This window comes from Allorhizobium sonneratiae (genome assembly GCF_023700755.1).
Taxonomy (GTDB): domain Bacteria; phylum Pseudomonadota; class Alphaproteobacteria; order Rhizobiales; family Rhizobiaceae; genus Allorhizobium; species Allorhizobium sonneratiae.
Map to the genome: position 1 here is coordinate 289,986 of NZ_JAMKOJ010000004.1, position 24,478 is coordinate 314,463.

Here is a 24,478-nt window from a genome sequence, read left to right on the forward strand (position 1 = left end):
TCTGACCCTTTGTGTTTTACGGTTTGCGCGCGGCTTGAGTGCTGAAGACCGATTGTGGATTGTTGACCAGAATCTGGTCGATTGCGGCCTGCTCGACGCCATGCCGGTGCAGCCGCGCCAGAAAGTGCTTGAGGATGTAACCGTAACCAAACCCGCCATAACGGGTGAGCATGATCTTCAGGAAGACGTCCTGGGACAGCAGCAGCCGATCGGTGTGGCCGAGTTCAATCAGCCGTGTGAGAGCTTTGGCATTCTGTTCGTCCGAAGGCGACTGGGCATCCTGATCAGCATAATAGTAATCCATGCCGATCATGTCGTATTCTAGGAATGCGCCGCGCCGTGCGAGGCTGATTTGATAATCGAGGTCTTCGTGGCTCGGATTCATATGGCAAAGCACGGTGTGGGAAAGATCCGCGCCTTCTTCTTCCACCACGTCGAGAACTTTGTGGGCCAGCCTTTCCCATCCGGGAAGATGGATGGTCAGCGGCACACCGGTCAGGCGCGAGGCGCGTGCAGACGCCCGCAGCGATTTCATTTCCTCCTCTGTGAAGTCCTTGCTGATCCCGACTTCGCCGATAATGCCTGCCATAATTGGCGGCTGTTCAGCACCGCCGCCGACATCATCGACGAGAAACCGGGTCACTTCGTCCACATCCATGGCCTTCAGCCATTCGGGGTGCGTGTGCTCCAGATAGAAGCCGCTGCCCATGACGATCTTCAGATCGGACATGCGGGCGAGCCGGGCGAGCTTGTCCGGCGCGCGTCCGATACCGATATTGGTGGCATCGATCACGGTTGCACCACCGAGCGCCTGGAATTTTCCGAGCTCCGACAGGGCCAGATCGCTATCATCAAGCGAGACGTTGTCGCGGTTCATATACGGGTTCATCCGCAATTCGCCGATGATCTCGATATTGACGTCCTGCTCGCCAATCACCTTTTCGTCGGGATGGCACGGGCATTTCCACGACTTGGAACCATCGAGAAATATGTGCTCGTGCATCAGCGTGACGCCCATCTCGCCAACCGGAACCGGTCCCAGCACCGTCATCACATTGCCGGTCGTCACGCCGATCGGATGCCTTGGGCGCGGCTTGTCTTCGAAGAGTGCATTCATTGTCATTCGCCGCGCCCAGAGGTCTTGAAGATGCGGAAGTTGAGCCAGATGGCAATCAGGATGATTGCGCCGGTAACGATTGGAGTGAGGAAGGGTGACATATGGGCGAGGATCAGCCCGTTGGCGATGACGGCGACGGTCAGCGCGCCGAGAATGGTACCAATCACCGAGCCACGCCCACCAAAGAGGCTGGTTCCACCAACAACAACGGCGGCGATCACATCCAGCTCAAAACCTTGACCCGCATTGGAAGACCCAGACCCGAGGCGAGCAGCCAGAATGACGCCGGCAAAGGCTGCGGCAGCGGAAGACAGGACATAAACCATCAGGATCATCGCTTTGGTGTTCACGCCAGCGCGACGGACGGCTTCTGTATTGGCACCGATGCCGGTGACATATTGCCCGAAGCGGGTTCCGGTGAAGACGATATGTGCGGCGACGAGCACGACCACAGCAAGAAGAGCGGGAACGGGAAAGCCGTGGATCCAGCCTCGGCCGATCTCCGTGAACGGGCTATCGGTATCGATCGGGATTGAATAGCCACCCGTGATGAAGAGAGCGACGCCACGGATAATGGACAGACCTGCCAGAGTGACAATGAACGCCGGTATCTTTTCATAAGCAATAAAGAAGCCCTGAATTGCGCCCAACAAGCCACCAATGATCAGCATGAAAAGCACAACAAGCGGCCATGGAAGCCCGGCCTTAAGGGCCACTGCGGAAAGTGTTGCTGTCAACGCAACCACGGAGCCGACGGACAGATCAATGCCGCCTGTTGTGATTACAAAAGTCATGACCGCCGCCACGATCAGCAGCGGCGCAGACTGCCGGATAACGTTCAGCAGGTTGGCATCCGTTAAGAACACGTCGGTTGAGACCGAGAAAATGAAGCAGACGACAACGAAGAAGACCGCAATGGAGAAAACACCACCTTTATCCAGCAGGCGCTGGGATAGTGTCGCCTTGCGGATGCGGGAATCTGCGGCCGAGTTATGGGTTTGTGCGGCGCTCATTGGGCGGCTCCCTCGACATTCATGCTGTTGCGCGCCGAAGCCGCCCGAAACTCCCGGCCAACGATCAGGTTGACGATCTCTTCGATCGATGTTTCGTTGATATTCCGCTCAGCAACGTTGCGGCCTTCATACATGACCTGAATCCGGTCGCAGACAAGAAAAAGGTCCTGCAGGCGGTGTGTAATCAAGATGACGCTAACGCCTTGGGCGCTGACGGTTCGGATCAACTCAAGCACGGCCTCCACCTCGGCCACGGCCAGTGCCGCTGTCGGCTCATCCATGATGAGAACCTTGGGCGAGAAGGACGCCGCGCGACCAATGGCAATCGACTGACGTTGACCACCGGAGAGGTTCTCAACCTTCATGCGTGTATCGGCAATCACGATACCAAGGCGGTTCAGCATTTCACGGGCGTCGGCGTGCATGCGTCTCTTGTTCAGAAACGGCAGGCCGGTGATCCGCCGTATTGGCTCGCGACCTAAAAACAGATTGCCAGCGACATCAATCGTGTTGCAAAGCGCAAGATCCTGATACACCATTTCCACATGTGCAGCGCGCGAATCTGCCGGTGAAAGAAACGATACCTCCCGTCCGTCGATCTCAATCGTGCCACTGTCGGGTATAACAGCACCCGAAAGAACCTTGCTCAATGTCGATTTGCCTGCACCGTTATCGCCAACCAGCCCCAGCACTTCGCCCGGCTTCAGCTTAAGAGTCACATCGTTGAGTGTTTGAAGCGTGCCATAGCGCTTGGATATTCCGCGCATCTCCACGCGGTAGGGTATACCGTTGGTCATTGTCAATCTCGCTAAGAAATCTGGTCCGATCAGATCGCCAAACAACGATTATGGCCAATGAGCATCGGCCATAATTGTACGCATCGGGAGGCTTATTTGAACATCGCGCGGAATTTGTTGACGTTGTCCTTGGTCACAAGCGTCACCGGCACGTTGATTACGGGATCGATCTTTTCGCCCTTTTTGAGCTTCATGAGGGCATCGACGGCTGCCTTGCCTTCGCCAGCAGGGTCCTGCTGGACAACACCGACAACCCAACCCTCATCAATGCCTTTAATGGCCTGCTCGCTGAGATCCCAGCCGAACACCTTGACATCTTCCTTGCGGCCCTGGCTTTCAACCGCAGAGACCACACCGATCAGAGCTGGCTCGCCAGTGGCATAGATCGTCGACATGGTTGGATTGGCTGTCATGAGGTTTTCGGCAGCGCTGAGAGCGACATCCTGCACGTTCTTACCATCAACGGTATCAAGAAATTTCACCTTCTCGCCGCTTTTCGTCACAGCCTTCTTAAACCCATCAAGACGTTGGTTCTGGATGAAGGAGTTCAGCGCGCCAACAACGCCGACAGTTGCCTTGCCCTTCATCTGGTTTTTAACGTAATCAGCATAAAACTTGCCAATCTCTTCGCCTGCCTTGGTGTTGTCGACGCCTATAAAGGCGGCATTGTCGCCGCCGGGTATCTGTGCATCAATGGCAATCACCGGGATACCAGCCTTCTTGGCTTCGGTGATGGCGGGCTTCACGCCGTTGACGTCGATGGCCACCAGGATGATCCCGTCAACCTTCTGAGTGATGTAGTTTTCAATGGCGTCATTCTGCGCCGAGGGCACGTTGTTCGCATTGAAGATGACCAGCTTCGCGCCGGCCGCCTTGGCAGCCTTCTCCGCACCATCGTTAATCTGATTGAAGAAGAGTGCCTGCTGATTGATGTTCACGAGCGCGAACGTTTCCGCATGTGCTGCGGTTGCTGCAAGCGAGACTGCAACGGCCATGGTGACGACACAGCCGGAAAGAAGCCTGGAAATGCGCATTTGGGTTCCCCTTTTTTTATGGCCCAGTTTGCTCAGCCCGAGGGCCGACGACGGAGGCTATAATTCAAGGGCATTTCATTTTTGTCAAGTTACTTGAATGAGAATAATTTCACTTTCATTTTTTGTTCAATAATTTGATTTTTATCTCATATTAGAATGTCGGAGGGGTGTTTACCCAGAATATGCTGGCCCGCTCTTCACCGACGTTTTGGTAATGATGGGGCAGTTCAGAATTGAAAACGAAGCTGTCGCCAGCCGAGAGATTGAAAACTTTTCCGTCAATGATGAGTTCAATGCGACCAACGAGAACATAGCCCACTTCCTCACCGACATGCTGGATCGGTCCGGCACTTTTGCCGCCCTTTTCGATGTGGTGGATGTTGCATTGAAGGAGATGCCCTGGAGAGTAGGGCACGACCCTTTCGAGCGATATGCCCTCACCGCGCCGCAGTGGATCCAGCGCGATCAAAGGTCGCTTGCCCTCGCGGAAGATCATCTGCTCGTCGCCATCTGCCTCCTCGAACATCCAGCCGATATTCGTTCCAAGTGCACCGACCAGACGGTGCAGCATCGGCAGGGAAGGCGTGGCTTTGCCATTCTCAATCTTGGAAAGCAGGCTTTCCGAGCAATTGGCAGCCTCGGCAAGCGCCTTGAGTGTCATGCCCCGCGTCTGGCGCGCGAGCTTCAGCCGCATTCCCAGGCGGGGAGGATTGATCGAAAGCGTGTCTTCCATATCGACGTGGGTAGGTTTGACAAAAGACATTAAATTTCCTTGGCTGCAAATAGGGATGCAATTGCACCCGTGATGCTCTGGCAAAGCATAGTCAGCTTGAACCATAATTTTCAAGTGCCTTGAAGGCGGTTCAATAGAAACGGAATGGGGAGCGCTGCTGTTCTGACGATACGCAGAGTTTCAGAGCTCGGGTCGCGGCAGAACCAGTACTGAGCGGAGTTCTTCTCGCGTAGGGAGAGCCCTGAACGTTCCTTCCCGCGCCACCGCGATGGAGGCTGCTCGTACTCCGTGGCCTATGGCGATGTCATCGATCATGCCATTGCGGTTTAACGCCGAACTCAGTGATGCCGCGAGAAAGACATCGCCAGCGCCAGTCGTGTCCTGGACCGGCACCTTTATGGCCGGAATGAAAAAGGATGTGGCCGGCCTATGCAGTTCAGCACCCTTTTCGCCCAACGATCTGACGACAGCCTTCATTCCTTTCGACCAGCAGAAGTCTGGATCAAAGCGCTGGCCATCGTCACTCAGTAGCTTCGCTTCACTCTCATTCACAAAAACCGTGTCGATGAAGGACCAAAGCGACGCAAAATACTCCCGATAGGGCGAGGGATTTGCCACCGCGGTCATGCCGATCGATTTTGCCCGTTCCAGACAGGCCCTTGCGGCCTCCGAAGAAAGGTTGCCCTGAATGATCAAGACGTCTGCGGGCGTCGCGGACGAAAGCGCGGAGAAAACAGCCTGTGCGTCGAGACAATTTGCCGATGCGGTGGTGGTGATATTGGCATTATCGCCGAGCCGGTCTCTGAGGATGATTGAGCTGTCGGTCGGGTATGCAGTGGAGAGGAAGACACATTGCAGCGGTTCATCCGCCAGCCCGTCGCGGATGATGTCCGCGCGGGCGTCGTTTCCGATCGCCGCGACCAGTGTTGTCGGGACGCCGCATCGCGCGATCACAACAGCCTGGTTCAAGCCCTTCCCGCCAAGGTCCTGCCCAATGACCTGACCGTGGATCGACGACCCTGCGACAGGAAAATCTTCAACCACGATCGTCTCATCGACAGCGGCGTTCCCGACTACGAAAACATGTCTGCTGGGCACTTCCTTCAGCCTCTCGAAACTTGTGCATCACGAAAACGGATCATTGGACGCCATCAATGGTTGGACGGCGGCGCAACCGCCACCTCCGCATCGCCATGCTCGTTTCAGAGATAAGCATTTGCTGCCTGTACGAAGGTTCGCGTGCGCTCCCGGTCGACGGGGTTCCACCACACGCCGTCCTGCTTTAGTGACGAGGCCACGATCACGCCATTCGTCCGCTCCAGAATTGCGCCGATATTGGAGGCGTTGACGCCGGAACCGATCAGAAGCGGCAGATGCGTCGCTCCGCCGATCTCGGCAATTTCATCGAGGCTAGCGCTGTCGCCCGTCCGCTGCCCTGTCGCGATGACACAATCGGCGTCGAAAAAGGCGAGATCGCGCGTCAGCTCGACAATCGAACGATCGGCGACGATGGCATGACTACCATGTTTCACATGACTGTCGGCAAAGATCTTGACGCGCTCGGCGCGGAGCAGAGACCTGTAGCGCATGGCCTCGGCGGCCCGTCCCTCCATGAATCCTTCGTTCGCCACATAGGCATTCGCCCATTGGTTCACACGAATGAAGCTGGCTCCCGATGCCGCAGCAATGGCCAGTGCTGGTATTGGTGCGTTCGCCAGGACGTTGATCCCGATCGGTACACCAGTCGCTCTGGCGATTCGATCCGCAACCACGGACATGAATGCCGCGGTTTCCGGACCAATGTCCTCAGGTTTTGAAAACGGAACATCGCCGTGGTTCTCGACGATCAGCCCATGAAAACCTTCAGAGATCAGGATCTCTGCATCACGCATGCACGCATCGTAAATTGCGTCATTGCTCGTTCCCCGAAAGCGAGGCGCGCCCGGAAATGCCGGGCAATGGACCATCCCTATCAGAACTTTCTCCCGCGAGAAGATTTCCTGAATGGCATTGGCGGCGTTGTCAGAGATTATTGTACCGGTCACCGATCATCTCCTGCTGCATCATCTGGTCTATTGCTGTAAAACAAATGGGTGGTCTTTCTGTGTTTCGGCGTAGCATTTGCCCCCACCCTCGGCGCTGAAGGCCGCCCCCCGCCGCGCCGAAGAAACGGAAAATAGATCAGCGTGTTAACCTGTACCAACTGGGGGCTGCCTTCTGCGCCGAAAGGGGGAAAACTTCAAAGCTTAATCAAACATTTAGCACAGAAACCGGGCTAAACACTCGACCTGGCTCTGATGATGTCTATCTGGGGACCGGAATAACGAAGCAAGCGGCGTCATCACATCTCAGTTTATGAATCAGCGAACGGATCGATTAGAAAGAATCTCCCGCCCAATCTTCATGGCCGTGCCGGATACGGATCACGAACATGCCCCCATCTTCAACGACGCGATACACCATAAGGTGAGCCTTGAAGGGATGAATTCTGACAGGAGGAGAAATTTCATGTCGTTCGCACGCCATTCCTGGGTTGTTGGCGATGAATTCGAGCAAGGCAAAAAGCTCATCGTGATATCGTTTGGCAACCAGTGTTCCAAAGATGCTGATACCTTCTTCTGCAATGGAAACAATATCCTCTTCCGCTTGAACCGAAAGGCTGAATGGCATCAAGCACGTCCGCGGCTGATTTCGGCTCGAGCCGTCGCTGCAGCAAACAACTCGTCGCTTGAACGGCTCCCAACTCCGCTTCTAATCCCATCGTCGACAAAGCGCTGCATCTCGGCAATCTTATCCGTACGGACTTGGTCTCTGCGGATCAGGTCCCTCACATAATCGCTCGCGTTCGAGTAGCGACCCGTCTTGGTCTGTGCTTCCACCCAATCTTTCATGAGGTCTGGAAGGGATACATTCATCGTCGCCATTCGAGTCTCCTTAATGTGTCAAGATACTGTTTGATGGCAAAGTTTGTCAAATTGAAGCCTTGGTGCACGGATCCTTCATCGGGGGTGTCGTAGTTGGCTGGGCCAGCTCCATAACTGGTTTCCGCCACGATGCCTTTCAAACAGAATGCCTCCCGCCGCTATTATATCGGTAAGATGAAGTTCAGGGTCACGAACTGGGCGGAATACGAGGCAGGCCTTCGTCGGCGTGGCAGCCTGACACTTTGGATAACGCCGGAGGCACAGTCTTCCTGGCAGGCCCCGATGCGGACGACGCGCGGTGGACAGCCGCGCTACTCCGATCTGGCGATCGAGACTGCCCTGACGCTGGGGTTGGTGTTCGGCCTTCGACTGCGTCAGACGGAGGGCTTTTTGACCTCCTTGCTGAAGCTGATTGGGCTGGATCTCGCCGTTCCCGATCACACGACCCTGAGCCGTCGTGCAAATAAACCGAGAGCGCCAAACAAGCGCCCAGATAGGGGCATCCCTCGGGAAGGTCCCGCACACGTATTGATCGATAGCACAGGGCTGCAGGTCTACGGCGCTGGCCAATGGCTGGAGGAAAAGCATGGCGTCAAATCCCGTCGGGGTTGGCGCAAGCTGCATCTCGCGCTGGATGCCGATAGCGGCGATATCATCGCGCACGTTATGACCGATCAGGATGCCGGCGATGCCTCGCAGGTGGAGCCGCTGCTCAACCAGATCGATGACCCCATCGACCAGTTCACGGGCGATGGCGCTTATGACGGCAACCCCACCTATGGCGCCGTCACCAAGCATAGCGCCGGCGCTGCGATGGTCATTCCGCCACGCGCCAATGCGGTGGAACGGCCGGACGCCGATCCTTCGAGCCAGCGAGACCGACACATTGCGGCGATCAACACCGCTGGCCGAATAAAGTGGCAGGTCGCGACCGGCTACGGAAAACGATCCCTGGTCAAGACCGCGATCGGTCGTTACAAATCGATCATCGGAACCCAGTTGCGGGCGCGCTCATTCGGAGCGCAGCGGACGGAAGTCGCCGCAGGCTGCTCGGTCCTCAATAGAATGATGGCATGCGCACGCCCGAAATCCGTCCGTTGCAAAACTGCAACGCCGTAGCAACAGCATCAAAGACGAAATGCCGTTCTTTCAACGACCCGCGCACCAAAGCCGAACCAAGTCGCTGGTCGCCTTCACGCGACGCCGGCCATGATCGGCAGAGTTCGCAGGCGAGCGACATCGCGCGCCGGCGGCTCGCCGAAGAGGCGACGATATTCACGGCTGAACTGCGACGGGCTCTCATACCCCACTCGCAAAGCGGCACTCGCCACATCGATGTCTTCGACAAGCATCAGGCTGCGCGCATCCTGCAACCGCAACTGCTTTTGGAACTGGAGCGGTGTCATCGCGGTCACGGCGCGAAAATGTTCATGAAGGCTAGACGGGCTCATCCCGACTTCCGCAGCGAGCGTCTCTATGCTGAAGCGCTGCCGGAAGTTCTTGCCAATCCAGGCGATTGCACGACCGACCTGGGCAACCCGCCCTTGGTTGGAGGTGACGCTCCGCATCCTGCCCCCGTCCGGCCCAGCGAGCAGTCGGTAGAGGATTTCCTGCTCCGCGAGCGGCGCGAGGACCGGAAATGCTGCCGGATCGTCCAACAACCGCATCAGGCGCAGCACCGAGTCGAGCAGGGCAGGATCGGCGTCGGTTACCGTCTTGCCGATCGGCGCAAAGACGCCAACTGGCGGCGGTATGCGATGCGCCAGATCGGCCAGCATCACCGGATCGAATTCGATGAATAGGCAAAGATAGGGGTTGGCCGGCGTGGCCTCGACCACATGGCCGATCACCGGCAGATCATAGGTCACGACCCCGTATCGACCGGGGCTATATGTGAACAACTGATCTCCGAGCGAAACCTCCTTTTGCCCCTGTGCAACAAAACAAAGCTGCGGCCGATAGACGTTGGGCATCGGGATCGTCACGGTGGACGATCGCGCAAGCGTTAGCCGTGCGATCGGCGTTGTATGAAACCCGTCCGCCGGGACGTGTCGGGCAATAAGCCCAGCGATTTCGTCAATTCTGTCCATACCCAATCATCCCATCTGCAGAGCAAGCACGCAATGTGCATCTCGCCTGTCTCGGAGGATCGTGCAGAAATTCCGGTGCATCAGACTCACGGTACGGCACGGCTTGCACCATCCTGCCCGAGCAGTGTGTCGGATCACAACAGATCTGGCGGCAAACGGAAACGGAAGCAAGGACGATGAACGACACAATGAAAACGCCGAGGGTAGCGTTGGGAACCTGGGCCTGGGGCGACAGCGGCGATGCAGGCGCTGGCTATTTTGGCAGCTCGCTGAGCCGCGATGGGCTGGACGACATCGCCAAAGCCGCCCAGACCGCCGGGTTCACCCTGTGGGATACGGCCGTGGTCTACGGCATGGGGCGGTCTGAAACGGTGCTCGGGGAGGTATTGAAACGCTATTCCCGCAGCGACTACCAACTCTCGACCAAATTCACCCCGCAAGCCGCAGGCACCGGCGATGATCCGGTCGCGGATATGCTCGAACAGAGCCTCGCCCGCCTTGGCACGGACTACATCGACCTTTACTGGATACACAATCCGGCGGATGTAGCGCGGTGGACACCTCACCTTATTCCGATGCTCGACAGCGGGAAGGTCCGGCATATCGGCGTCTCGAACCATAACCTGGACGAAATCAAACGCGCCAACCAAATCCTCGAAGACGCCGGGCATCGGGTCGAGGCCGTTCAAAATCACTACAGCCTACTTTACCGCGCACCCGAGAACGCCGGCCTTCTGGAGTACTGCCGCGACAGAAATATCCCGTTCTTCGCCTATATGGTTCTCGAACAAGGCGCGCTGGGCGGAAAGTACAGTGCCCAAAACCCATTGCCCAGCGGCACCAACCGGGCGGAGGTTTACAACGCCATACTGCCCCAGTTGCAGTCCCTGTTGGACGGACTCTACAACATCGGTCAACGCCATGGGGCGACGGCTGCGGACATCGCGACGGCCTGGGCCCTTGCCAAAGGGGCAACCCCTATCATCGGCGTTACCAAGCCCCACCATGTCGAGGGCCTGATCCGGACCGCCGCACTGGCGCTCTCGGATGATGAGATCGCCGAGTTGGAAGTCCTCGCTCAGTCTACAGGCGTCAACACCCGCGGCTGGTGGGAGAAGGATATGTGAGACTACGGTAACCCCGCTGTTGCATCGCGAGGGACGCATGGACATGCCGACACGCCAGCGGGCTGCTCCATCGGCCGCTGGCGGAGACGGCTATTTGTAGCCGGATCGAGTTCATCCGGCTGACGTCTCGTTCCGCTTGAAGTGTTCGCCGGAGATAGCTTTGCACGCCTGTTCACTATTCCATTGATCGGGAACGTCCGCCGTTTGCCAGAAACGATAGATACCACACGAAGCGCCTCATCCCCTGGAACGAGAAGGCTTCTCTTAACGCGGTGGCTGAAGGACCGTTGCGAACAACACACGCTTGAATTGCTCGATCGGCTGAGGAGAGCGATCGACCTTCATCCGCATCATCGCGCCCTCCCAAGAGGCGAGGAGAAATGTCGCGACGTCGTCGGCGTCAAGGTCAAGGCGTATCTCGCCCTGCTCCTGCCCGACCCGCACGACATCAGCGAAGGCATCCGTAAGCGACCGGCACACCTCAATAAGATGGCTGCGCAGCACCTCGCTATGCTCGGGCATCTCAAGGCTTAGATTTCCGACGAGGCAACCATACCGCCAACCGGCCTCTTCCAGCCATCGGGTTACCTCATCGAAATAGGCGCGGAGCCGATTGACCGCAGGCAGCCTCTCATCACGCAGCGTCAGGTCCATGATGGCCTGCGTACGCTGATGATAGCGATCGAGGACCACGCTCGCGAAGGCCTCCTTCGATCGGAAATGGTTCGTGAAACAGCCTTGCGGAACACCGGCATCCGCCGTGATTTCACGCACGCCTGAACCAGAATACCCACGCTCATGCAGCGTCTGCACGCCGGATTCGATGATTTTTTCGCGAAGAGAAGGTCTTGCCATTGCCAATAAATACATTTGTACGTATTCAATTGCAATAACAAATGCTGAGACACTCTAGCCACATCGGGACCCCATCAAGCGAGGAACAAAGATGACTAGAACTGAATACGAGAACGCTGCGATCGAAACTGCAGCGAAAGCACTGGCAGACGCGGGCCCAGTCTATATGGTCAACATGGTGCGCTACCGCGAGATGGCTGCCTATGAAGTCGCCAGCGATCTTCCTGCCTGCTCAGGACGCGAGGCCTATTTTCAGAGGTATGCGCCCGCCTTCAACACGGTCGCACAAGGAGAAGATTTCTCCGTCTTCTGGGTCGGAAACGTTCGTGGCGTTCTGGTCGGACAGGACGGCGAAGCTTGGGATGACATCGTCATCGTCCGGTATGCGAGCTTCGACGTGCTGCGGAAGATCCTTCAAAGCCCGGTGTATGCGGCACAGGCCGCACCGCATCGGCGTGCCGCGCTTGCGGACTGGAAATTCCTCGTCACGACACAACCTTATTTGCCGCGGTGAGCCCCGCTTACTTTCCTCCGAGAGCGCCAAGATGGCGCTGGGCAGGCATCATGCTCCGATGCGGGCCGGAGGGGGCAAGGGCCGATATGAAGGCGCTTTGCAGACTATGCGAGCAGACCGGCAGGTTTTCGGCAAACGACAGAACATGTGGAAGGACCAATACGGGGGCGCGAAGCTACCTAGCGGTTTCGGCAACTGTTGGCCCGAAGCGGTCAGAGCAGGCCCGGCTGGTGGATGACGTCGATATAGGGCTTCAGCCGGTAGGGGACGCCACTGTTCCACATCGGCACCGAAAACAGGTAGCGATCGGCCGAAATGAAGCGGTTCGCGATCTCGGCGATCTGGTCCCAGGCGGTTCTTTGGACGCTATTATGATCCTGTCCGGTCATTACGTTGATCTTGGCGGCTACCTTGTCGCCGTCAAAGACCGGCAGATCGATATCCCAGACCGAGAGTGTGTCGACCTCGATACCTGGATTTGCGGCTGTCAGGGCGGCGAGATAGGTGTCTGCCACCTGCCCGGATTTCGAATTTTCGCCCCGGGGCGAGGCTTGTATGTACAACAGCTTGGTCATGATGGTCTCCTTCAGGTCTGGTCTCGGTTGGTGTGTGCTGGTATGCGCGTCGCGTCAGAAACCGAAGTCGCTAAGACCGGGATGTTCGTCGGGACGACGGCCCAGAGGCCAGCGGAACTTGCGATCCGCCTCGGTGATCGGATGTTCGTTGATGCTGGCGAAGCGAAGTTCCATCAGGCCGTCGGCATCGAACTGCCAGTTCTCGTTTCCGTAAGCGCGAAACCACTGACCGCTATCATCGTGATATTCGTAGGCGAACCGCACGGCGATGCGGTCGCCAGCGAAGGTCCAGAGTTCCTTGACAAGTCGGTATTCGAGTTCACGCACCCATTTGCGCGTGAGAAACGCCTCGATTTCTGCGCGGCCGCGAGGGAATTCGGCGCGGTTGCGCCAGCGGCTGTCGGGTGTGTAGGCCAGCGCGACGCGCGCGGGATCACGGCTGTTCCAGGCATCCTCGGCTGCACGAACCTTCTGGATGGCGCTTTCCTCGGTGAAGGGCGGAAGCGGTGGGCGGGTCATGGCTTGTCTCCTTTCGAGGCCTTCAAGGCGGCGAGTTCAGCTTTCAGACTGGCTATTTCGGCGTCGCGCTCGGCAAGCGCGGCTGCGACCAGATCGGCGTCGATCTTCTGCGGGATATGCTGGGGGCAGTTGATGTCCCAGGCGGTGATTTCGAACAGGATCGCGGCTTCCGGCCGCGCTCCGTAGCCTTCCGGCATCAGTCGCTCGATCAGCTTGTTGTCGTCAGATATTACGCGTGCGCTGCCCCAGATCTTGATGCGGCGGCGGCGCGCATAGTCCATCAGGAACAGGAAGGCTTGCGGGTTTTCGGCAAGGTTGCCGACTGTGATATATTGGCGGTTGCCCGAGTAATCCGCAAACCCGATCGTTCGGTCATCGATTATCTGGATGAAGCCGCGCGGGCCACCGCGATGCTGCGTATAAGGTTGGCCGGTTGCGCTGGCTGTCGACAGGTAAGCCGAATTCGCCTCGGACAGTGCGGCCCTCAGTCGATCGTCAATTCTTGCTCGAAAGCCTCCGTCCATCTCGACTTTCTGGTAAAGCTCCCTGGAGCCGCGCATTGATTGGATGGCCTTGACCGAAGGGGTGAAGGCGATGTCGCTATTAGCAGCCATCACAGCTCCCTCTCCCGCCGCGCCTGTTCGATGGCCAGCGTGTCGATATATTGGCGGAAGGTGGTGATCTTGCCGTCACGAACCGTCCAGACATGGGCATAGCGGGCGTTCGACGTCTTGCCGGTCGCGCCGTGGACGCCGGTGAAGTCGCCAAGAGATACGACAGTCTCGCCTTCGGTGATGAACTCGGTTGGGACGAGCGCGAAGCTCACCCATTCCGCCATCAGCGGCTTGAACAGGCCTTCGGCAACCTTGTCCGGGCCACGACCATCGACCTTGTAGTGCCACATCGTGGTCCATTCGATGTCGGGTGCCATCAGGCCGAGAGCGCCTTGCGCATCGCCGACGGAAAGCTTGTTGTAAAAGTCGCGAACGATATCACGTGCATGTGTCATGGCTGGTCTCCGGAAATTCAGGCGGACGGTTACGGTTCCTGATTGCTAGGTCCGGGCGCAGAATGGTGCGCCCGGACAGGTGGTTCAGCCGATATGCTTGCCGAGGAATTCCCGCATCGCAGCGCCGATCTCGGCGGCGTGGGTTTCAAGGGCGAAGTGCCCGCTGTCGACAAAGCGAACGTCCGCAGTCGGTACATCGCGCTTGAATGCTTCGGCGCCCGGCGGAATGAAGAACGGATCGTTCTTGCCCCAGATCGCCAGCACCGGCGGCTGATGCGCGCGCAGATAACCCTGGATGGTGTCGTAGAGCGCGACATTGGTCTGGTAGTCGAGCAGCAGATCGAGCTGGATCTCGTCGTTGCCGGGCCGCGACAGATAGAAATCGTCAAGGTTGCGGCCGTCAGGTGAGACCTTTGTCGGATCATCGACCCCGTGCGTGTACTGGAAGAGTGTCGTCTCGGGCGCCAGGAAGCCGCGCAGCGCGTCACGGTTGGCCTGGCTTGGCTCGTTCCAATAGGCCATGACCGGCGCGAAGGCATCCGACACACCTTCAACATAGGTGTTGCCGTTCTGGGTGACGATCGCGGTGATCCGCTCAGGATGCTTGACCGCCAGTCGGAAGCCGACCGGAGCGCCATAGTCGAAGACGTAGATTGCGAACTTGGTCAGACCGAGCACCTCGGTAAAACGGTCAACGACATTGGTGATGTTGTCGAATGTGTAGCCGAACCGGTCGCGGACAGGCTGTTCGGTCATGCCGAAACCAGGCAGGTCCGGGGCGACGACGTGATAAGTGTCAGCCAGTTCAGGGATCAGGTCGCGAAACATGTGGCTTGCGCTCGGGAAACCGTGCAGCAGCAGTACGGTCGGGCGGCTCGCATCGCCGGCTTCGCGGTAGAACAGCTTGAGGCCATCGACACCGACGGTGTTGAAACGAATGGTCATGGGAAGTCTCCTTGATCGGAAGGTGTACGGAAGGGTTTGCAGGCGCGGCGGCGCGCCCGCATCGTTCTTGCCAAGCTTGTGCGAAGGATCAGGCGGCGGCGGCCGTGCGAACCGGTACGACCGGGAAGTCGATTTCAGTCTTCAGCGCTTCATTGACGTAGTTGGTGAAGGTGTTGAGCGCGACATGGGCAATGATCTCGACGATCTCGGCATCGGAATATTCGGTATCCTTGAGCGCTGCGATATCGGCATCGCTTGCCTGTCCGCGTCCACGGGCGAGCTTGACGGCGAAGCGCACGGCTGCATCCGCCTTGACATCGTTGGAGGCGCCGTTGCGGTTGGCGGTGATTTCCGCGTCATCGAACTTGGCGAGGTTGCGGGCGATGTAGGTGTGAGCGGACAGGCAGTAGCCGCAATCATTCACCTGGGCGATCGCCAGCGCAATCCGCTCGCGGGTCTTGGCGGATAGCGCACCTTTACCGAGGGCACCAGAAAAGCCGAGATAGGCTTCCAGTGCTGCCGGGCTGTTGGCGACGATACGAAAAAGGTTCGGCACTGTGCCGAGCTGCTTTTGAACTGCCGCAAGCAGCGGCTGGGACTTTTCGGGGGTCTGTTCGGTGGCGGGGGTTGGAATTCTTGACATGTGCTTTTCTCCTGAGCGGGTTGTCTTGCGGCTGCAGGATTGAAGTACCCCCTTCCGGATCCGGAAGGCAGATGCTAAGTCCGGAAGCCTAACTTCCGCTAAACGAGAGGGACGATGGACAGGTTCGAGGCAATGCGCACGCTGGTCGCTGCGGTCGATGGAGGGAGCCTGTCTGCGGCATCCCGATCTCTCAACGTTCCCCTTCCCACCGTCAGCCGGCGCGTGTCCGACCTCGAGACCTTTCTCGGTTCGCAACTCGTCGTTCGCACAAGCCGCAAGCTCCTTCTAACCGAGGCTGGTACGGCCTATGTCGCTTCGGCGCGACGGGTACTCGAGGAACTCTCGGAGGCAGAGCGCGCCGCCTCGGGCGAGTATCGCGCGCCGCGAGGCGAGTTGCTGGTGACCGCTCCCATCGCATTCGGCGCTCTCAATGTCGCGCCGATCGTCCACGATTTTCTCGGCGCCTATCCCGACGTGACGGTGCGGCTCGTCCTGTCCGACAGCAACATCGATCTCATCGAAACGCACGTTGATGTCGCAGTCAGGATCGGCCGCCTGCCTGACAGTTCGCTGGTCGCGCGCAGGGTCGGCGAAATCCGATGGGTGATCTGCGCGAGCCCGGATTATTTGGAACGGCGGGGCAAGCCGGAGACGCCCGACGACCTGGCCCAACACGATTGCATCGCGTTCGAGGGACTCCAGCGCTACCGTGAATGGCCTTTCGGCGAAGGAAATGCCCAGCAGCAGGTGACAATTAATCCACGCTTCTCGGTCAACACTGCGGAAGGCGTCGTAGCTGGCGCGGTCGCGGGTGTGGGCATCGCCCGTGTGCTTTCCTACCAGGCGGCAGCAAGCATCAGGGCGGGCTTGCTATGGCCGGTATTGACGGATAGGGCGCCTCCAGCGATGCCCGTGCATCTGGTCCATGCCCCGCACCAGCAGCAGCCGTTGAAATTGCGCGCCTTCCTTGATTTTGTCGCGCCACGGCTGCAGCAGCGCCTCCAAGTTATATCGCATGACATTGCCGGCGCCAGGCAAGGCACTTCAACAGCCCCCTAACCCACCCTCACGCGACGCGATCACAGCGGGGAAGGCACGCCAGCCCGAAGATGGTGCCCCGGCGAACGGGCCCTCATCCTTTGGAATATGTGGACTCGCGTCGGCGGAAGGGGTGATTCAGGAGAAATGGCGCCTCTATTGACAATGCGTGAGTGAACAGTCATCTTTTGACCGAGGATGATGGCAAATGGCGCGACCCAGAAGCGAAGAGAAACGTGATGCGATCCTGACGGCGGCGATGGAACTGATTGCCGAACACGGTCTTGGTGCCGCAACGGCCGAAATCGCCAAGGTAGCTCAGGTGCCGCATGGATCGGTGTTCACATACTTCGGCACGAAATCCGCTCTGCTCAATGAGCTCTATGTTGAGTTGAAGACGGAGCTGTCTGAGTCCATCCTGGAAGCAATGCCTGGCGATGGTGATGTTCGCGAGCAATTGCATCATCTGTGGGGGCGTTGGACGGACTGGGGCGTTTCCAATCCGCCTAAGCGGCGAGCCCTGGCGCAACTCGGGGTCTCGGACCAGATCACCGAAACCAGCCGAAAGGCGGCGGCAGTCGTCGCAGGCCCAGCCGTTGAAATTGTGGACCGCGCGCGGTCCTCCGGCGCATTGCGCGACGCGCCCCTGGCCTATGTCGGAGCGCTTGTTGAAGCGATGGCAGGGACAACGATCGATTTCATAATTCAAGACCCCGGCAATGCAGAGCGTGTCCGCGATGCCGGGTTCGAAGCCCTATGGCAGGCAATAAGTTGAATTTTTCACCACAAAAAATGAGTGTCTACTCAGTCAAATAAGGAAAAATTTGCATGAAAGCTGTCCAAGCCACCCAATTCGGCAGCCCGAGTGTTTTGAAAGTGGTCGACCTCCCCGATCCGACGCCGGGGCCGGGCCAGATTGCGATCGACGTCAGCCATGCGACGGTCGGTCTCATCGACGTCCTTTTCCGCCAGGGGCAGTTCAAGGATGTGCCCGGCATGGCGCAGCCGCCGTTCGTTCCCGGTCTCGAGGTAGCTGGCACAGTGCGAGCGTTGGGCGATGGCGTGACCGGGTTCGCGATCGGCGAGAAGGTCGTGTCGATGTCGGCTGGCGCCGGCACCGGGGGGTATGCCTCCGTGTACATCGCGCCCGTGCAGGGCGTTGTGTCAATCGAGAGCTCTCATGTCGATCCTGCTCTCGCTGTCGCGATGATCCCCAACGCCGCGATGGCCCACGTCGCGCTCACTCTGGTCGCCAAGCTCGTAGAGGGAGAAAGCGTGCTGGTGCACGGCGCACTCGGAGGCTTCGCCTCCGGATTCCCCAGCATCGCAAGGCAGCTCGGCGCTTCACGCGTCGTTGGCACGGTCCGTTCAGGCAAGCTGGAAGCGGCGGCAAACACGAAACTGCCCTACGATCGGATCGTCGATTCCGCAGAACTGCCCGGCGTCCTCGCAGGCAAAAGATTCGATGTCATCATCGATCCCGTCGGCGGAGCCGTCCGAGACCAAAGCTTTGCATTGATGAAGCCGGGCAGCCGTCTCATCGTCGCAGGCAATGCTGCCGGTGACTGGACCCATGCCGTCAAGACGAACGACCTCTGGTTGGGCAGCATGGCGGTGACCGGCTTCAATGCAGGAGCTTTTCTGCCGTCGCATCCACAAGCTATCCGGCCAGGTCTTGAGGCAGCCTTAAAAGCGGTAGCCTCAGGACTGTGCGACATTCCGGTCGATGTACTCCCCTTCAGTGAGGCCGTGACCGCTCACGAACGGATGGAGAGCCGCGATCTGAACGGCCGCATCGTGCTGACACCGCAATAGCGATCAAAGGTAACCGGCATGGCTGGTGCGATTTGATTTTGGCACTTGGGGGACGGCCTTGAGGCAAAGCCGAGGCCGTCCTCACGAGGCTAGCAATCAGTTGGCATCGAAAGCTATCGATGTATTTCCGGTTGTATACGAAACCACGCCCAGTCTAATATTCTCTTCATCCTGAGAAATTGAATTTTATGTAACAAATGCAGCGTTTGTCTTACGCTTTTTGCATAAAGCGCGGCATGGGAACGTTTTGTATTGCCTAAGCTCCTGATACGATACGAACCGTCGACCCTGTCAATTCGGACACTGATGCGACGCGTGAAGAACCCCACCTTTGGAAATTATGAGCCATGGCGTTACCGGGTACTTGGCGCACTCATTCCTGATCTCGATGATGTCGTTGATTGGTAGAGTCTACCAATGTCGTCATGCCCAATCTCCTGCCCCTGTACCTGCGGCCGGCTCTGCTGGCCGGAATAGCTATGGTTGAGCGCTCAGGGCCAGAGATGCTCCAAATGCTTCAGAGCCATATGAAGGGCGAGAACAAGGTGCGTTTCAGCAGTGCCATCAACGAGATCACGAGGCGGACCTGCCGATCAACCGCGTCATCTCAACTGCAGTTAATCTGAGAATCTTCCCGGGCTGATTCTCACGTTAACTGCCAATCTGGCTCGAAGCGGCCGCATTCTCACGGTTAACTGCCAACCAACAACTCGTATCACTTTGGAGCTTAGCGGATGTATATTTAAAAAACACTTTGAAAACGAATTGTTGTCAGAGAATCTTTGGCGCAGAAACCAAGGCCTTCTCAAAAATCGGTCGATCTACATTTGATCCAGAAAGCACGACAACGACGGTCTTGCCTTTCACATCGATCTTTCCAGACAAAACAGCGGCCAGACCTGCGGCGCCGCCAGGTTCCACTACGACCCTATATTCGTGGAAGGCAAATTGCATCGCCTGAAGTACGTCCTCATCGTCAATCGAAACGGCACCAGCCAGATATTTGGACATAACGCTAAAGGTCAGTTCACCCGTCTTAGGTGCGATGAGAGAATCACAGATCGATGTGCCGGAACCGCTGTTGGCAACAACCTGACCAGCAAGTAAGCTACGCCGAAGATCATCAAAACCGGTCGGCTCCGTGGTCCAGACCTGCGTCGTAGGTGACAATTTTCGAGCCACAAGCGCTGATCCAGCAGCCATTCCTCCGCCAGAACAATTTGTAACGAGGATGTCGAGCGGGGGTTGACCTGTAAGCGTTTCGAGGACCTCTAGGGCAAGCGTTCCGGCGCCGGCCACAATTCGCCGATCCTCAAATGGCGGGATGATCGTCAGGTCTCGTTCACGAGCCAACGTCCTTCCTATCAACTCACGGTCGTCTCCAGGTCGATTATAAAGAATGACTTCGGCTCCCCAAGCCTTCGTCAAGCGAACTTTCGTTGCAGGAGCGTCATGTGGCATCAAAACGACGGCTGGCATTCCCAACTTTCGTGCAGCCCAAGCCACTGCCTGCCCATGATTACCCGAGGAAAATGTCAGCAGACCACCCTTTCCGAGCGCGTTGTCTTGAGCGAGCAACGAGATCATGTTCAAGGCACCGCGGACCTTAAAGCTGCCGGTCGGCTGCAGACCTTCGGCTTTAACGAGAAGCCTCGCGCCCATCAAATCGTTCGCTCGCTCATTCTCAAGCAGCGGGGTAGGCCTAAGGTCCTTGCCGATCCGTTCTCTTGCCTGCTGAACCTCTTCGATATCGGGTTCCAGGAGGTTCCACGGCCGGCCGAAAGAGACTACTTCGTTCATTTTATCCTCATGCGGCGAGAGACTATTCGTCACCTTTCCACAGAACCATAAAGCAGCAAAAACCATCTCAAAAGCGATACAAATTAATGTCTTTAAATCGCTTTATAGAATAAAATGCAGGCGCAAATTCAGCGTTAACCGCCTTTTTGTTGCAGTATTATGCCTCGCCTCAGGATACACGTGCTTATTTCATCACACTTTACGATGCCACTACATGCTTTTAATTCGCTTTTAAGACTGTTCGTTGGTTGGCACCCTCTCATTCATGGGACCCACCGGATTTAGCGGCCGAACGGTAATGGTGCCGTTAAACGCATTACTGCCGGTCTTTTGTGTGCGGGGGAGCGCAACATATGGCGTGGATTAAGAAGATACTCGTTGCCAATCGATCCGAGATCGCCATTCGCGTGTTTCGCGCGGCCAATGAGCTTGGCATCAAAACGGTTGCTATCTGGGCAGAGGAAGACAAACTCTCGTTGCACCGGTTCAAGGCAGACGAAAGCTATCAGGTCGGACGCGGTCCGCATCTTGTAAAGGATATGGGGCCGATCGAGAGCTATCTGTCGATTTCGGAGGTGATCCGGGTCGCAATGCTCTCTGGCGCCGATGCCATTCATCCCGGTTACGGCCTTTTATCGGAAAGCCCGGAATTCGTTGAGGCCTGCGAAGCGGCGGGCCTGATCTTCATCGGCCCGGGCGCCGATACGATGCGCCGGCTGGGCAACAAGGTGGCGGCACGCAATCTCGCCATTTCGGTTGGAGTGCCGGTGGTGCCTGCCACCGAACCCCTGCCCGACGATATGGTCGAAGTCGCCAGGATGGCCGATGAGATCGGGTATCCCGTCATGCTCAAGGCATCCTGGGGCGGCGGTGGACGCGGCATGCGCGCCATTCGCGATCCGAAAGATCTGGCGAAGGAAGTCGTTGAAGCCAAGTGCGAAGCCATGGCGGCCTTCGGAAAAGACGAAGTCTATCTCGAAAAGCTGGTAGAGCGTGCGCGCCACGTGGAAAGCCAGATCCTGGGCGATACGCATGGCAATGTGGTGCATCTGTTCGAGCGCGATTGCTCTATCCAGCGCCGTAATCAGAAGGTGGTGGAGCGTGCGCCGGCACCTTATCTTTCGGAAGCTCAGCGGCAGGAACTGGCGGGCTACTCGCTCAAAATTGCAGCGGCCACCAATTATATGGGCGCTGGCACTGTCGAATATCTGATGGATGCCGATACGGGCAAATTCTACTTCATCGAAGTCAATCCGCGTATTCAGGTCGAGCATACGGTGACGGAAGTCGTGACCGGTATCGACATCGTGAAGGCGCAGATCCATATTCTTGAAGGCTTTGCGATCGGCACACCGGAATCCGGTGTGCCTGCACAGGAAAACATCCGGCTCAGCGGTCATGCCCTTCAGTGCCGCATCACGACGGAAGACCCGGAACAGAACTTCATTCCTGACTACGGCCGTATCACGGCCTACCGTTCGGCGGCAGGGTTCGGTGTGCGTCTGGACAGCGGCACGGCCTATACGGGTGCAGTCATCACCCGCTATTACGATCCGCTCCTTGAAAAAGTCACCACATGGGCACCGACTACCGAGGAAGCGATCACCCGTATGGATCGCGCTCTGCGCGAATTCCGTATTCGCGGCGTCGCGACGAACCTGACCTTCCTGGAAGCCATCATCGGCCACCCGAGCTTCCGCGATAATTCCTATACGACCCGCGTCATCGATACGACGCCAGAACTCTTCCAGCAGGTGAAGCGTCAGGACCGCGCGACGAAGCTGCTCACCTATCTGGCGGATGTCACCGTCAACGGCCACCCGGAAACCAAGGGTCGGCCGATGCCGTCCGCCAAGGCACCGAAGCCGATCGTTCCCTACATCAAGGCGGAGGTTCAGCCCGGCACCAAGCAGAAGCTGGATGAGTTGGGGCCGAAGGCGTTTGCCGAATGGATGCGTAACGAAAAGCGCGTTCTTCTGACGGACACGACGATGCGCGACGGACATCAGTCGCTGCTGGCAACCCGCATGCGTACCTTCGACATTGCCCGCATTGCACCCGTTTATGCCAAGGCTCTGCCGAACCTCTTTTCGCTGGAATGTTGGGGCGGTGCGACCTTCGACGTCTCCATGCGCTTTTTGACGGAAGATCCGTGGGAGCGCTTAGCGCTCATCCGTGAGGGTGCGCCGAACTTCCTGCTGCAAATGCTGCTGCGCGGCCCCAACGGCGTGGGCTACACCAACTATCCGGACAATATGGTGAAGTACTTCGTGCGTCAGGCGGCGAAGGGCGGCATCGACCTCTTCCGCGTGTTCGACTGCCTGAACTGGGTGGAGAACATGCGCGTTTCCATGGATGCCATTCAGGAAGAGAACAAGCTCTGCGAGGCGACGATCTGCTATACCGGCGATCTGCTCAATAGCGCGCGCCCGAAATATGATCTGAAATACTATGTGTCGCTGGCGCAGGAACTGGAAAAGGCAGGCGCTCATATCATCGCGCTGAAGGACATGGCTGGTTTGCTGAAGCCCGCCGCTGCCCGCGTTCTGTTCAAGGCACTGCGGGGCGCCACCAGCCTGCCGATCCAATTCCATACGCATGATACATCCGGCATCTCGGCCGCAACAGTGCTTGCCGCCATCGATTCCGGCGTGGATGCTGTGGATGCGGCCATGGATGCCTTCTCCGGCAATACTTCGCAGCCATGCCTAGGCTCCATCGTCGAGGCGCTCTCTGGTACGGATCGCGATTCCGGCCTCGATCCGGAATGGATCCGCCGCATATCGTTCTACTGGGAAGCGGTTCGCCACCAGTATGCGGCCTTCGAAAGCGACCTCAAGGGACCGGCCTCGGAAGTCTACCTGCATGAAATGCCGGGTGGTCAGTTTACCAACCTCAAGGAGCAGGCGCGCTCACTGGGTCTGGAAACCCGCTGGCATGAGGTGGCACAGACCTATGCCGACGTGAACCAGATGTTCGGCGATATCGTCAAGGTTACGCCCTCTTCGAAGGTCGTCGGCGATATGGCGCTGATGATGGTGAGCCAGGACCTGACGGTTGAGGATGTAGAAAATCCGGGCCGCGACATCGCCTTCCCGGATTCTGTTGTCTCCATGCTTAAAGGTGATCTGGGTCAGCCTCCGGGCGGATGGCCGGAAGCACTGCAGAAAAAAGCCCTGAAGGGTGACAAGCCCTACACCGTTCGCCCCGGCTCGCTGCTGAAGGAAGCCGATCTGGATGCGGAGCGCAAGCTGATCGAGGAGAAGCTTGGCCGCACGGTCGATGACTTCGAATTCGCCTCCAACCTCATGTATCCCAAGGTCTTCACGGATTTTGCATTGGCCTCCGATACCTACGGTCCGGTCTCCGTTCTGCCGACACCGGCTTACTTCTACGGCATGGCGGATGGCGAAGAGCTGTTTGCCAATATCGAGAAGGGCAAGACGCTGGTGATCGTCAATCAGGCCGCCAGCGCTGCCGATGCGCAAGGTCTGGTCACCATGTTCTTCGAGCTGAACGGCCAGCCGCGCCGCATCAAGGTGCCGGATCGCAGCCGCGCCGCCACCAGCATCGCCCGCAGCAAGGCCGAAGCCGGAAACGCCGCTCAGCTGGGTGCGCCCATGCCGGGCGTCGTGTCGCGCGTCTTCGTGTCCTCCGGCCAGAAGGTCAAGGCCGGCGATGTGCTGCTCTCCATCGAAGCCATGAAGATGGAAACGGCACTGCATGCGGAGAAGGACGGCGAAATCACCGACGTGGCGGTGAAGACCGGCGACCAGATCGACGCCAAGGATCTGCTTTTGACATTTAAGCACTGAGAAAAGAAGCGACATGATGGCTCGCCAGGAACAAATAATCGAGTTCCCATATCGCTCTTACTTTCCCCGCGGGCCAAAACCCGCCCCCTCGCCCGGCAAGCACTGCCGGGCGTTT

The 24,478-nt window shown here is 57.9% G+C and carries 25 protein-coding genes; 7 read left to right on the top strand and 18 right to left on the bottom strand.

What is annotated here, in order from left to right:
- Window positions 1-16: 16 nt before the first annotated feature.
- From NAC44_RS09590 to NAC44_RS09630, 9 genes are all read right to left on the bottom strand, one after another.
- A complete protein-coding gene (locus NAC44_RS09590) occupies window positions 17-1,117 on the bottom strand; it encodes a phosphotriesterase family protein (RefSeq protein ID WP_250940541.1) in 1,101 nt (366 codons plus the stop codon).
- Window positions 1,118-1,119: 2 nt separating this feature from the next.
- The gene (locus NAC44_RS09595) at window positions 1,120-2,130 is read right to left on the bottom strand and encodes an ABC transporter permease (RefSeq protein ID WP_250940188.1); all 1,011 of its coding nucleotides are present in this window, start codon (window positions 2,128-2,130) and stop codon (window positions 1,120-1,122) included.
- Window positions 2,127-2,927: an ATP-binding cassette domain-containing protein gene (locus NAC44_RS09600; RefSeq protein WP_250940543.1), complete on the bottom strand. Its 801-nt coding sequence runs from the start codon at window positions 2,925-2,927 to the stop codon at window positions 2,127-2,129. The genes NAC44_RS09595 and NAC44_RS09600 overlap by 4 nt, the downstream gene beginning before the upstream one ends.
- A 92-nt stretch (window positions 2,928-3,019) precedes the next feature.
- Window positions 3,020-3,922 (bottom strand): ABC transporter substrate-binding protein, encoded by a 903-nt coding sequence (locus tag NAC44_RS09605; protein WP_420839918.1) that lies wholly within the window; start codon window positions 3,920-3,922, stop codon window positions 3,020-3,022.
- A 190-nt stretch (window positions 3,923-4,112) separates the two neighbouring features.
- Window positions 4,113-4,724: a cupin domain-containing protein gene (locus NAC44_RS09610; RefSeq protein WP_250940545.1), complete on the bottom strand. Its 612-nt coding sequence runs from the start codon at window positions 4,722-4,724 to the stop codon at window positions 4,113-4,115.
- A gap of 150 nt (window positions 4,725-4,874) precedes the next feature.
- On the bottom strand, window positions 4,875-5,792 hold the full coding sequence (locus tag NAC44_RS09615; RefSeq protein ID WP_338022076.1) for a ribokinase: 918 nt from the start codon (window positions 5,790-5,792) through the stop codon (window positions 4,875-4,877).
- 104 nt (window positions 5,793-5,896) lie between these two features.
- Window positions 5,897-6,739 (bottom strand): BtpA family protein, encoded by an 843-nt coding sequence (locus tag NAC44_RS09620; RefSeq protein ID WP_250940194.1) that lies wholly within the window; start codon window positions 6,737-6,739, stop codon window positions 5,897-5,899.
- A 331-nt stretch (window positions 6,740-7,070) separates the two neighbouring features.
- A complete protein-coding gene (locus NAC44_RS09625) occupies window positions 7,071-7,364 on the bottom strand; it encodes a type II toxin-antitoxin system RelE/ParE family toxin (RefSeq protein WP_250940196.1) in 294 nt (97 codons plus the stop codon).
- A complete protein-coding gene (locus NAC44_RS09630) occupies window positions 7,364-7,618 on the bottom strand; it encodes a type II toxin-antitoxin system ParD family antitoxin (RefSeq protein WP_250940198.1) in 255 nt (84 codons plus the stop codon). The genes NAC44_RS09625 and NAC44_RS09630 overlap by 1 nt, the downstream gene beginning before the upstream one ends.
- 129 nt (window positions 7,619-7,747) lie before the next feature.
- Here NAC44_RS09630 and NAC44_RS09635 point away from each other — a divergent pair, with 129 nt between their 5' ends.
- Window positions 7,748-8,737, top strand: a complete 990-nt coding sequence (locus NAC44_RS09635; RefSeq protein ID WP_250940200.1) for an IS5 family transposase — start codon at window positions 7,748-7,750, stop codon at window positions 8,735-8,737.
- Between the two features lie 74 nt (window positions 8,738-8,811).
- Here the strand turns inward: NAC44_RS09635 and NAC44_RS09640 are convergent, their stop codons facing one another.
- Entirely contained in the window at window positions 8,812-9,708 is an 897-nt protein-coding gene (locus NAC44_RS09640) for an AraC family transcriptional regulator (protein ID WP_274706846.1), read from the bottom strand.
- A gap of 176 nt (window positions 9,709-9,884) precedes the next feature.
- On the opposite strand from NAC44_RS09640, the gene NAC44_RS09645 reads away from it, so the two are divergent.
- The gene (locus NAC44_RS09645) at window positions 9,885-10,835 is read left to right on the top strand and encodes an aldo/keto reductase (protein WP_250940201.1); all 951 of its coding nucleotides are present in this window, start codon (window positions 9,885-9,887) and stop codon (window positions 10,833-10,835) included.
- 264 nt (window positions 10,836-11,099) lie between these two features.
- On the opposite strand, the gene NAC44_RS09650 is transcribed toward NAC44_RS09645, so the two are convergent.
- On the bottom strand, window positions 11,100-11,705 hold the full coding sequence (locus tag NAC44_RS09650; protein WP_250940202.1) for a TetR/AcrR family transcriptional regulator: 606 nt from the start codon (window positions 11,703-11,705) through the stop codon (window positions 11,100-11,102).
- Between the two features lie 76 nt (window positions 11,706-11,781).
- On the opposite strand from NAC44_RS09650, the gene NAC44_RS09655 reads away from it, so the two are divergent.
- Entirely contained in the window at window positions 11,782-12,204 is a 423-nt protein-coding gene (locus tag NAC44_RS09655) for a DUF1330 domain-containing protein (protein WP_250940204.1), read from the top strand.
- 212 nt (window positions 12,205-12,416) lie between these two features.
- On the opposite strand, the gene NAC44_RS09660 is transcribed toward NAC44_RS09655, so the two are convergent.
- The 6 genes from NAC44_RS09660 to NAC44_RS09685 form a co-directional block, all read right to left on the bottom strand.
- Window positions 12,417-12,779, bottom strand: a complete 363-nt coding sequence (locus NAC44_RS09660) for an FMN-dependent NADH-azoreductase (RefSeq protein ID WP_250940205.1) — start codon at window positions 12,777-12,779, stop codon at window positions 12,417-12,419.
- A 54-nt stretch (window positions 12,780-12,833) separates the two neighbouring features.
- Window positions 12,834-13,298 carry a nuclear transport factor 2 family protein gene (locus NAC44_RS09665; protein WP_250940207.1) on the bottom strand — a complete coding sequence of 155 codons (465 nt, stop codon included), beginning with the start codon at window positions 13,296-13,298 and terminating at the stop codon, window positions 12,834-12,836.
- The gene (locus NAC44_RS09670; protein ID WP_250940209.1) at window positions 13,295-13,912 is read right to left on the bottom strand and encodes a pyridoxamine 5'-phosphate oxidase family protein; all 618 of its coding nucleotides are present in this window, start codon (window positions 13,910-13,912) and stop codon (window positions 13,295-13,297) included. Before NAC44_RS09670 ends, NAC44_RS09665 begins: the two co-directional genes overlap by 4 nt.
- Window positions 13,912-14,307, bottom strand: a complete 396-nt coding sequence (locus NAC44_RS09675; protein WP_250940211.1) for a nuclear transport factor 2 family protein — start codon at window positions 14,305-14,307, stop codon at window positions 13,912-13,914. Before NAC44_RS09675 ends, NAC44_RS09670 begins: the two co-directional genes overlap by 1 nt.
- A gap of 84 nt (window positions 14,308-14,391) precedes the next feature.
- Entirely contained in the window at window positions 14,392-15,252 is an 861-nt protein-coding gene (locus NAC44_RS09680) for an alpha/beta fold hydrolase (RefSeq protein WP_250940213.1), read from the bottom strand.
- 88 nt (window positions 15,253-15,340) lie between these two features.
- The gene (locus NAC44_RS09685; protein WP_250940215.1) at window positions 15,341-15,895 is read right to left on the bottom strand and encodes a carboxymuconolactone decarboxylase family protein; all 555 of its coding nucleotides are present in this window, start codon (window positions 15,893-15,895) and stop codon (window positions 15,341-15,343) included.
- Window positions 15,896-16,009: 114 nt separating this feature from the next.
- Between NAC44_RS09685 and NAC44_RS09690 the strand changes: the two genes are divergently transcribed.
- The 3 genes from NAC44_RS09690 to NAC44_RS09700 all read left to right on the top strand — a co-directional run bounded on the left by NAC44_RS09690 (window position 16,010) and on the right by NAC44_RS09700 (window position 18,748).
- Complete coding sequence (locus NAC44_RS09690) at window positions 16,010-16,954, top strand: LysR family transcriptional regulator (RefSeq protein ID WP_250940217.1); 945 nt, start codon at window positions 16,010-16,012, stop codon at window positions 16,952-16,954.
- A gap of 187 nt (window positions 16,955-17,141) precedes the next feature.
- Complete coding sequence (locus NAC44_RS09695; RefSeq protein WP_250940219.1) at window positions 17,142-17,708, top strand: TetR/AcrR family transcriptional regulator; 567 nt, start codon at window positions 17,142-17,144, stop codon at window positions 17,706-17,708.
- A 53-nt stretch (window positions 17,709-17,761) separates the two neighbouring features.
- Window positions 17,762-18,748 carry a quinone oxidoreductase family protein gene (locus NAC44_RS09700; RefSeq protein ID WP_250940221.1) on the top strand — a complete coding sequence of 329 codons (987 nt, stop codon included), beginning with the start codon at window positions 17,762-17,764 and terminating at the stop codon, window positions 18,746-18,748.
- 771 nt (window positions 18,749-19,519) lie between these two features.
- On the opposite strand, the gene NAC44_RS09705 is transcribed toward NAC44_RS09700, so the two are convergent.
- Window positions 19,520-20,548 (bottom strand): threonine ammonia-lyase, encoded by a 1,029-nt coding sequence (locus NAC44_RS09705; protein ID WP_250940223.1) that lies wholly within the window; start codon window positions 20,546-20,548, stop codon window positions 19,520-19,522.
- Between the two features lie 353 nt (window positions 20,549-20,901).
- On the opposite strand from NAC44_RS09705, the gene pyc reads away from it, so the two are divergent.
- On the top strand, window positions 20,902-24,363 hold the full coding sequence (pyc, locus tag NAC44_RS09710) for a pyruvate carboxylase (protein ID WP_250940225.1): 3,462 nt from the start codon (window positions 20,902-20,904) through the stop codon (window positions 24,361-24,363).
- Window positions 24,364-24,478: the final 115 nt, after the last annotated feature.

Excerpts from the sequence above, each read along its gene's own strand:
- NAC44_RS09590 (WP_250940541.1), bottom strand. The coding sequence starts at position 1,117 with ATGAATGCACTCTTCGAAGACAAGCCGCGCCCAAGGCATCCGATCGGC.
- NAC44_RS09595 (WP_250940188.1), bottom strand. The coding sequence starts at position 2,130 with ATGAGCGCCGCACAAACCCATAACTCGGCCGCAGATTCCCGCATCCGC.
- NAC44_RS09600 (WP_250940543.1), bottom strand. The coding sequence starts at position 2,927 with ATGACCAACGGTATACCCTACCGCGTGGAGATGCGCGGAATATCCAAG.
- NAC44_RS09605 (WP_420839918.1), bottom strand. The coding sequence starts at position 3,922 with ATGGCCGTTGCAGTCTCGCTTGCAGCAACCGCAGCACATGCGGAAACG.
- NAC44_RS09610 (WP_250940545.1), bottom strand. The coding sequence starts at position 4,724 with ATGTCTTTTGTCAAACCTACCCACGTCGATATGGAAGACACGCTTTCG.
- NAC44_RS09625 (WP_250940196.1), bottom strand. The coding sequence starts at position 7,364 with ATGCCATTCAGCCTTTCGGTTCAAGCGGAAGAGGATATTGTTTCCATT.
- NAC44_RS09630 (WP_250940198.1), bottom strand. The coding sequence starts at position 7,618 with ATGGCGACGATGAATGTATCCCTTCCAGACCTCATGAAAGATTGGGTG.
- NAC44_RS09635 (WP_250940200.1), top strand. The coding sequence starts at position 7,748 with ATGCCTTTCAAACAGAATGCCTCCCGCCGCTATTATATCGGTAAGATG.
- NAC44_RS09640 (WP_274706846.1), bottom strand. The coding sequence starts at position 9,708 with ATGGACAGAATTGACGAAATCGCTGGGCTTATTGCCCGACACGTCCCG.
- NAC44_RS09645 (WP_250940201.1), top strand. The coding sequence starts at position 9,885 with ATGAACGACACAATGAAAACGCCGAGGGTAGCGTTGGGAACCTGGGCC.
- NAC44_RS09650 (WP_250940202.1), bottom strand. The coding sequence starts at position 11,705 with ATGTATTTATTGGCAATGGCAAGACCTTCTCTTCGCGAAAAAATCATC.
- NAC44_RS09655 (WP_250940204.1), top strand. The coding sequence starts at position 11,782 with ATGACTAGAACTGAATACGAGAACGCTGCGATCGAAACTGCAGCGAAA.
- NAC44_RS09660 (WP_250940205.1), bottom strand. The coding sequence starts at position 12,779 with ATGACCAAGCTGTTGTACATACAAGCCTCGCCCCGGGGCGAAAATTCG.
- NAC44_RS09665 (WP_250940207.1), bottom strand. The coding sequence starts at position 13,298 with ATGACCCGCCCACCGCTTCCGCCCTTCACCGAGGAAAGCGCCATCCAG.
- NAC44_RS09670 (WP_250940209.1), bottom strand. The coding sequence starts at position 13,912 with ATGGCTGCTAATAGCGACATCGCCTTCACCCCTTCGGTCAAGGCCATC.
- NAC44_RS09675 (WP_250940211.1), bottom strand. The coding sequence starts at position 14,307 with ATGACACATGCACGTGATATCGTTCGCGACTTTTACAACAAGCTTTCC.
- NAC44_RS09680 (WP_250940213.1), bottom strand. The coding sequence starts at position 15,252 with ATGACCATTCGTTTCAACACCGTCGGTGTCGATGGCCTCAAGCTGTTC.
- NAC44_RS09685 (WP_250940215.1), bottom strand. The coding sequence starts at position 15,895 with ATGTCAAGAATTCCAACCCCCGCCACCGAACAGACCCCCGAAAAGTCC.
- NAC44_RS09690 (WP_250940217.1), top strand. The coding sequence starts at position 16,010 with ATGGACAGGTTCGAGGCAATGCGCACGCTGGTCGCTGCGGTCGATGGA.
- NAC44_RS09695 (WP_250940219.1), top strand. The coding sequence starts at position 17,142 with ATGGCGCGACCCAGAAGCGAAGAGAAACGTGATGCGATCCTGACGGCG.
- NAC44_RS09700 (WP_250940221.1), top strand. The coding sequence starts at position 17,762 with ATGAAAGCTGTCCAAGCCACCCAATTCGGCAGCCCGAGTGTTTTGAAA.
- NAC44_RS09705 (WP_250940223.1), bottom strand. The coding sequence starts at position 20,548 with ATGAACGAAGTAGTCTCTTTCGGCCGGCCGTGGAACCTCCTGGAACCC.
- pyc (WP_250940225.1), top strand. The coding sequence starts at position 20,902 with ATGGCGTGGATTAAGAAGATACTCGTTGCCAATCGATCCGAGATCGCC.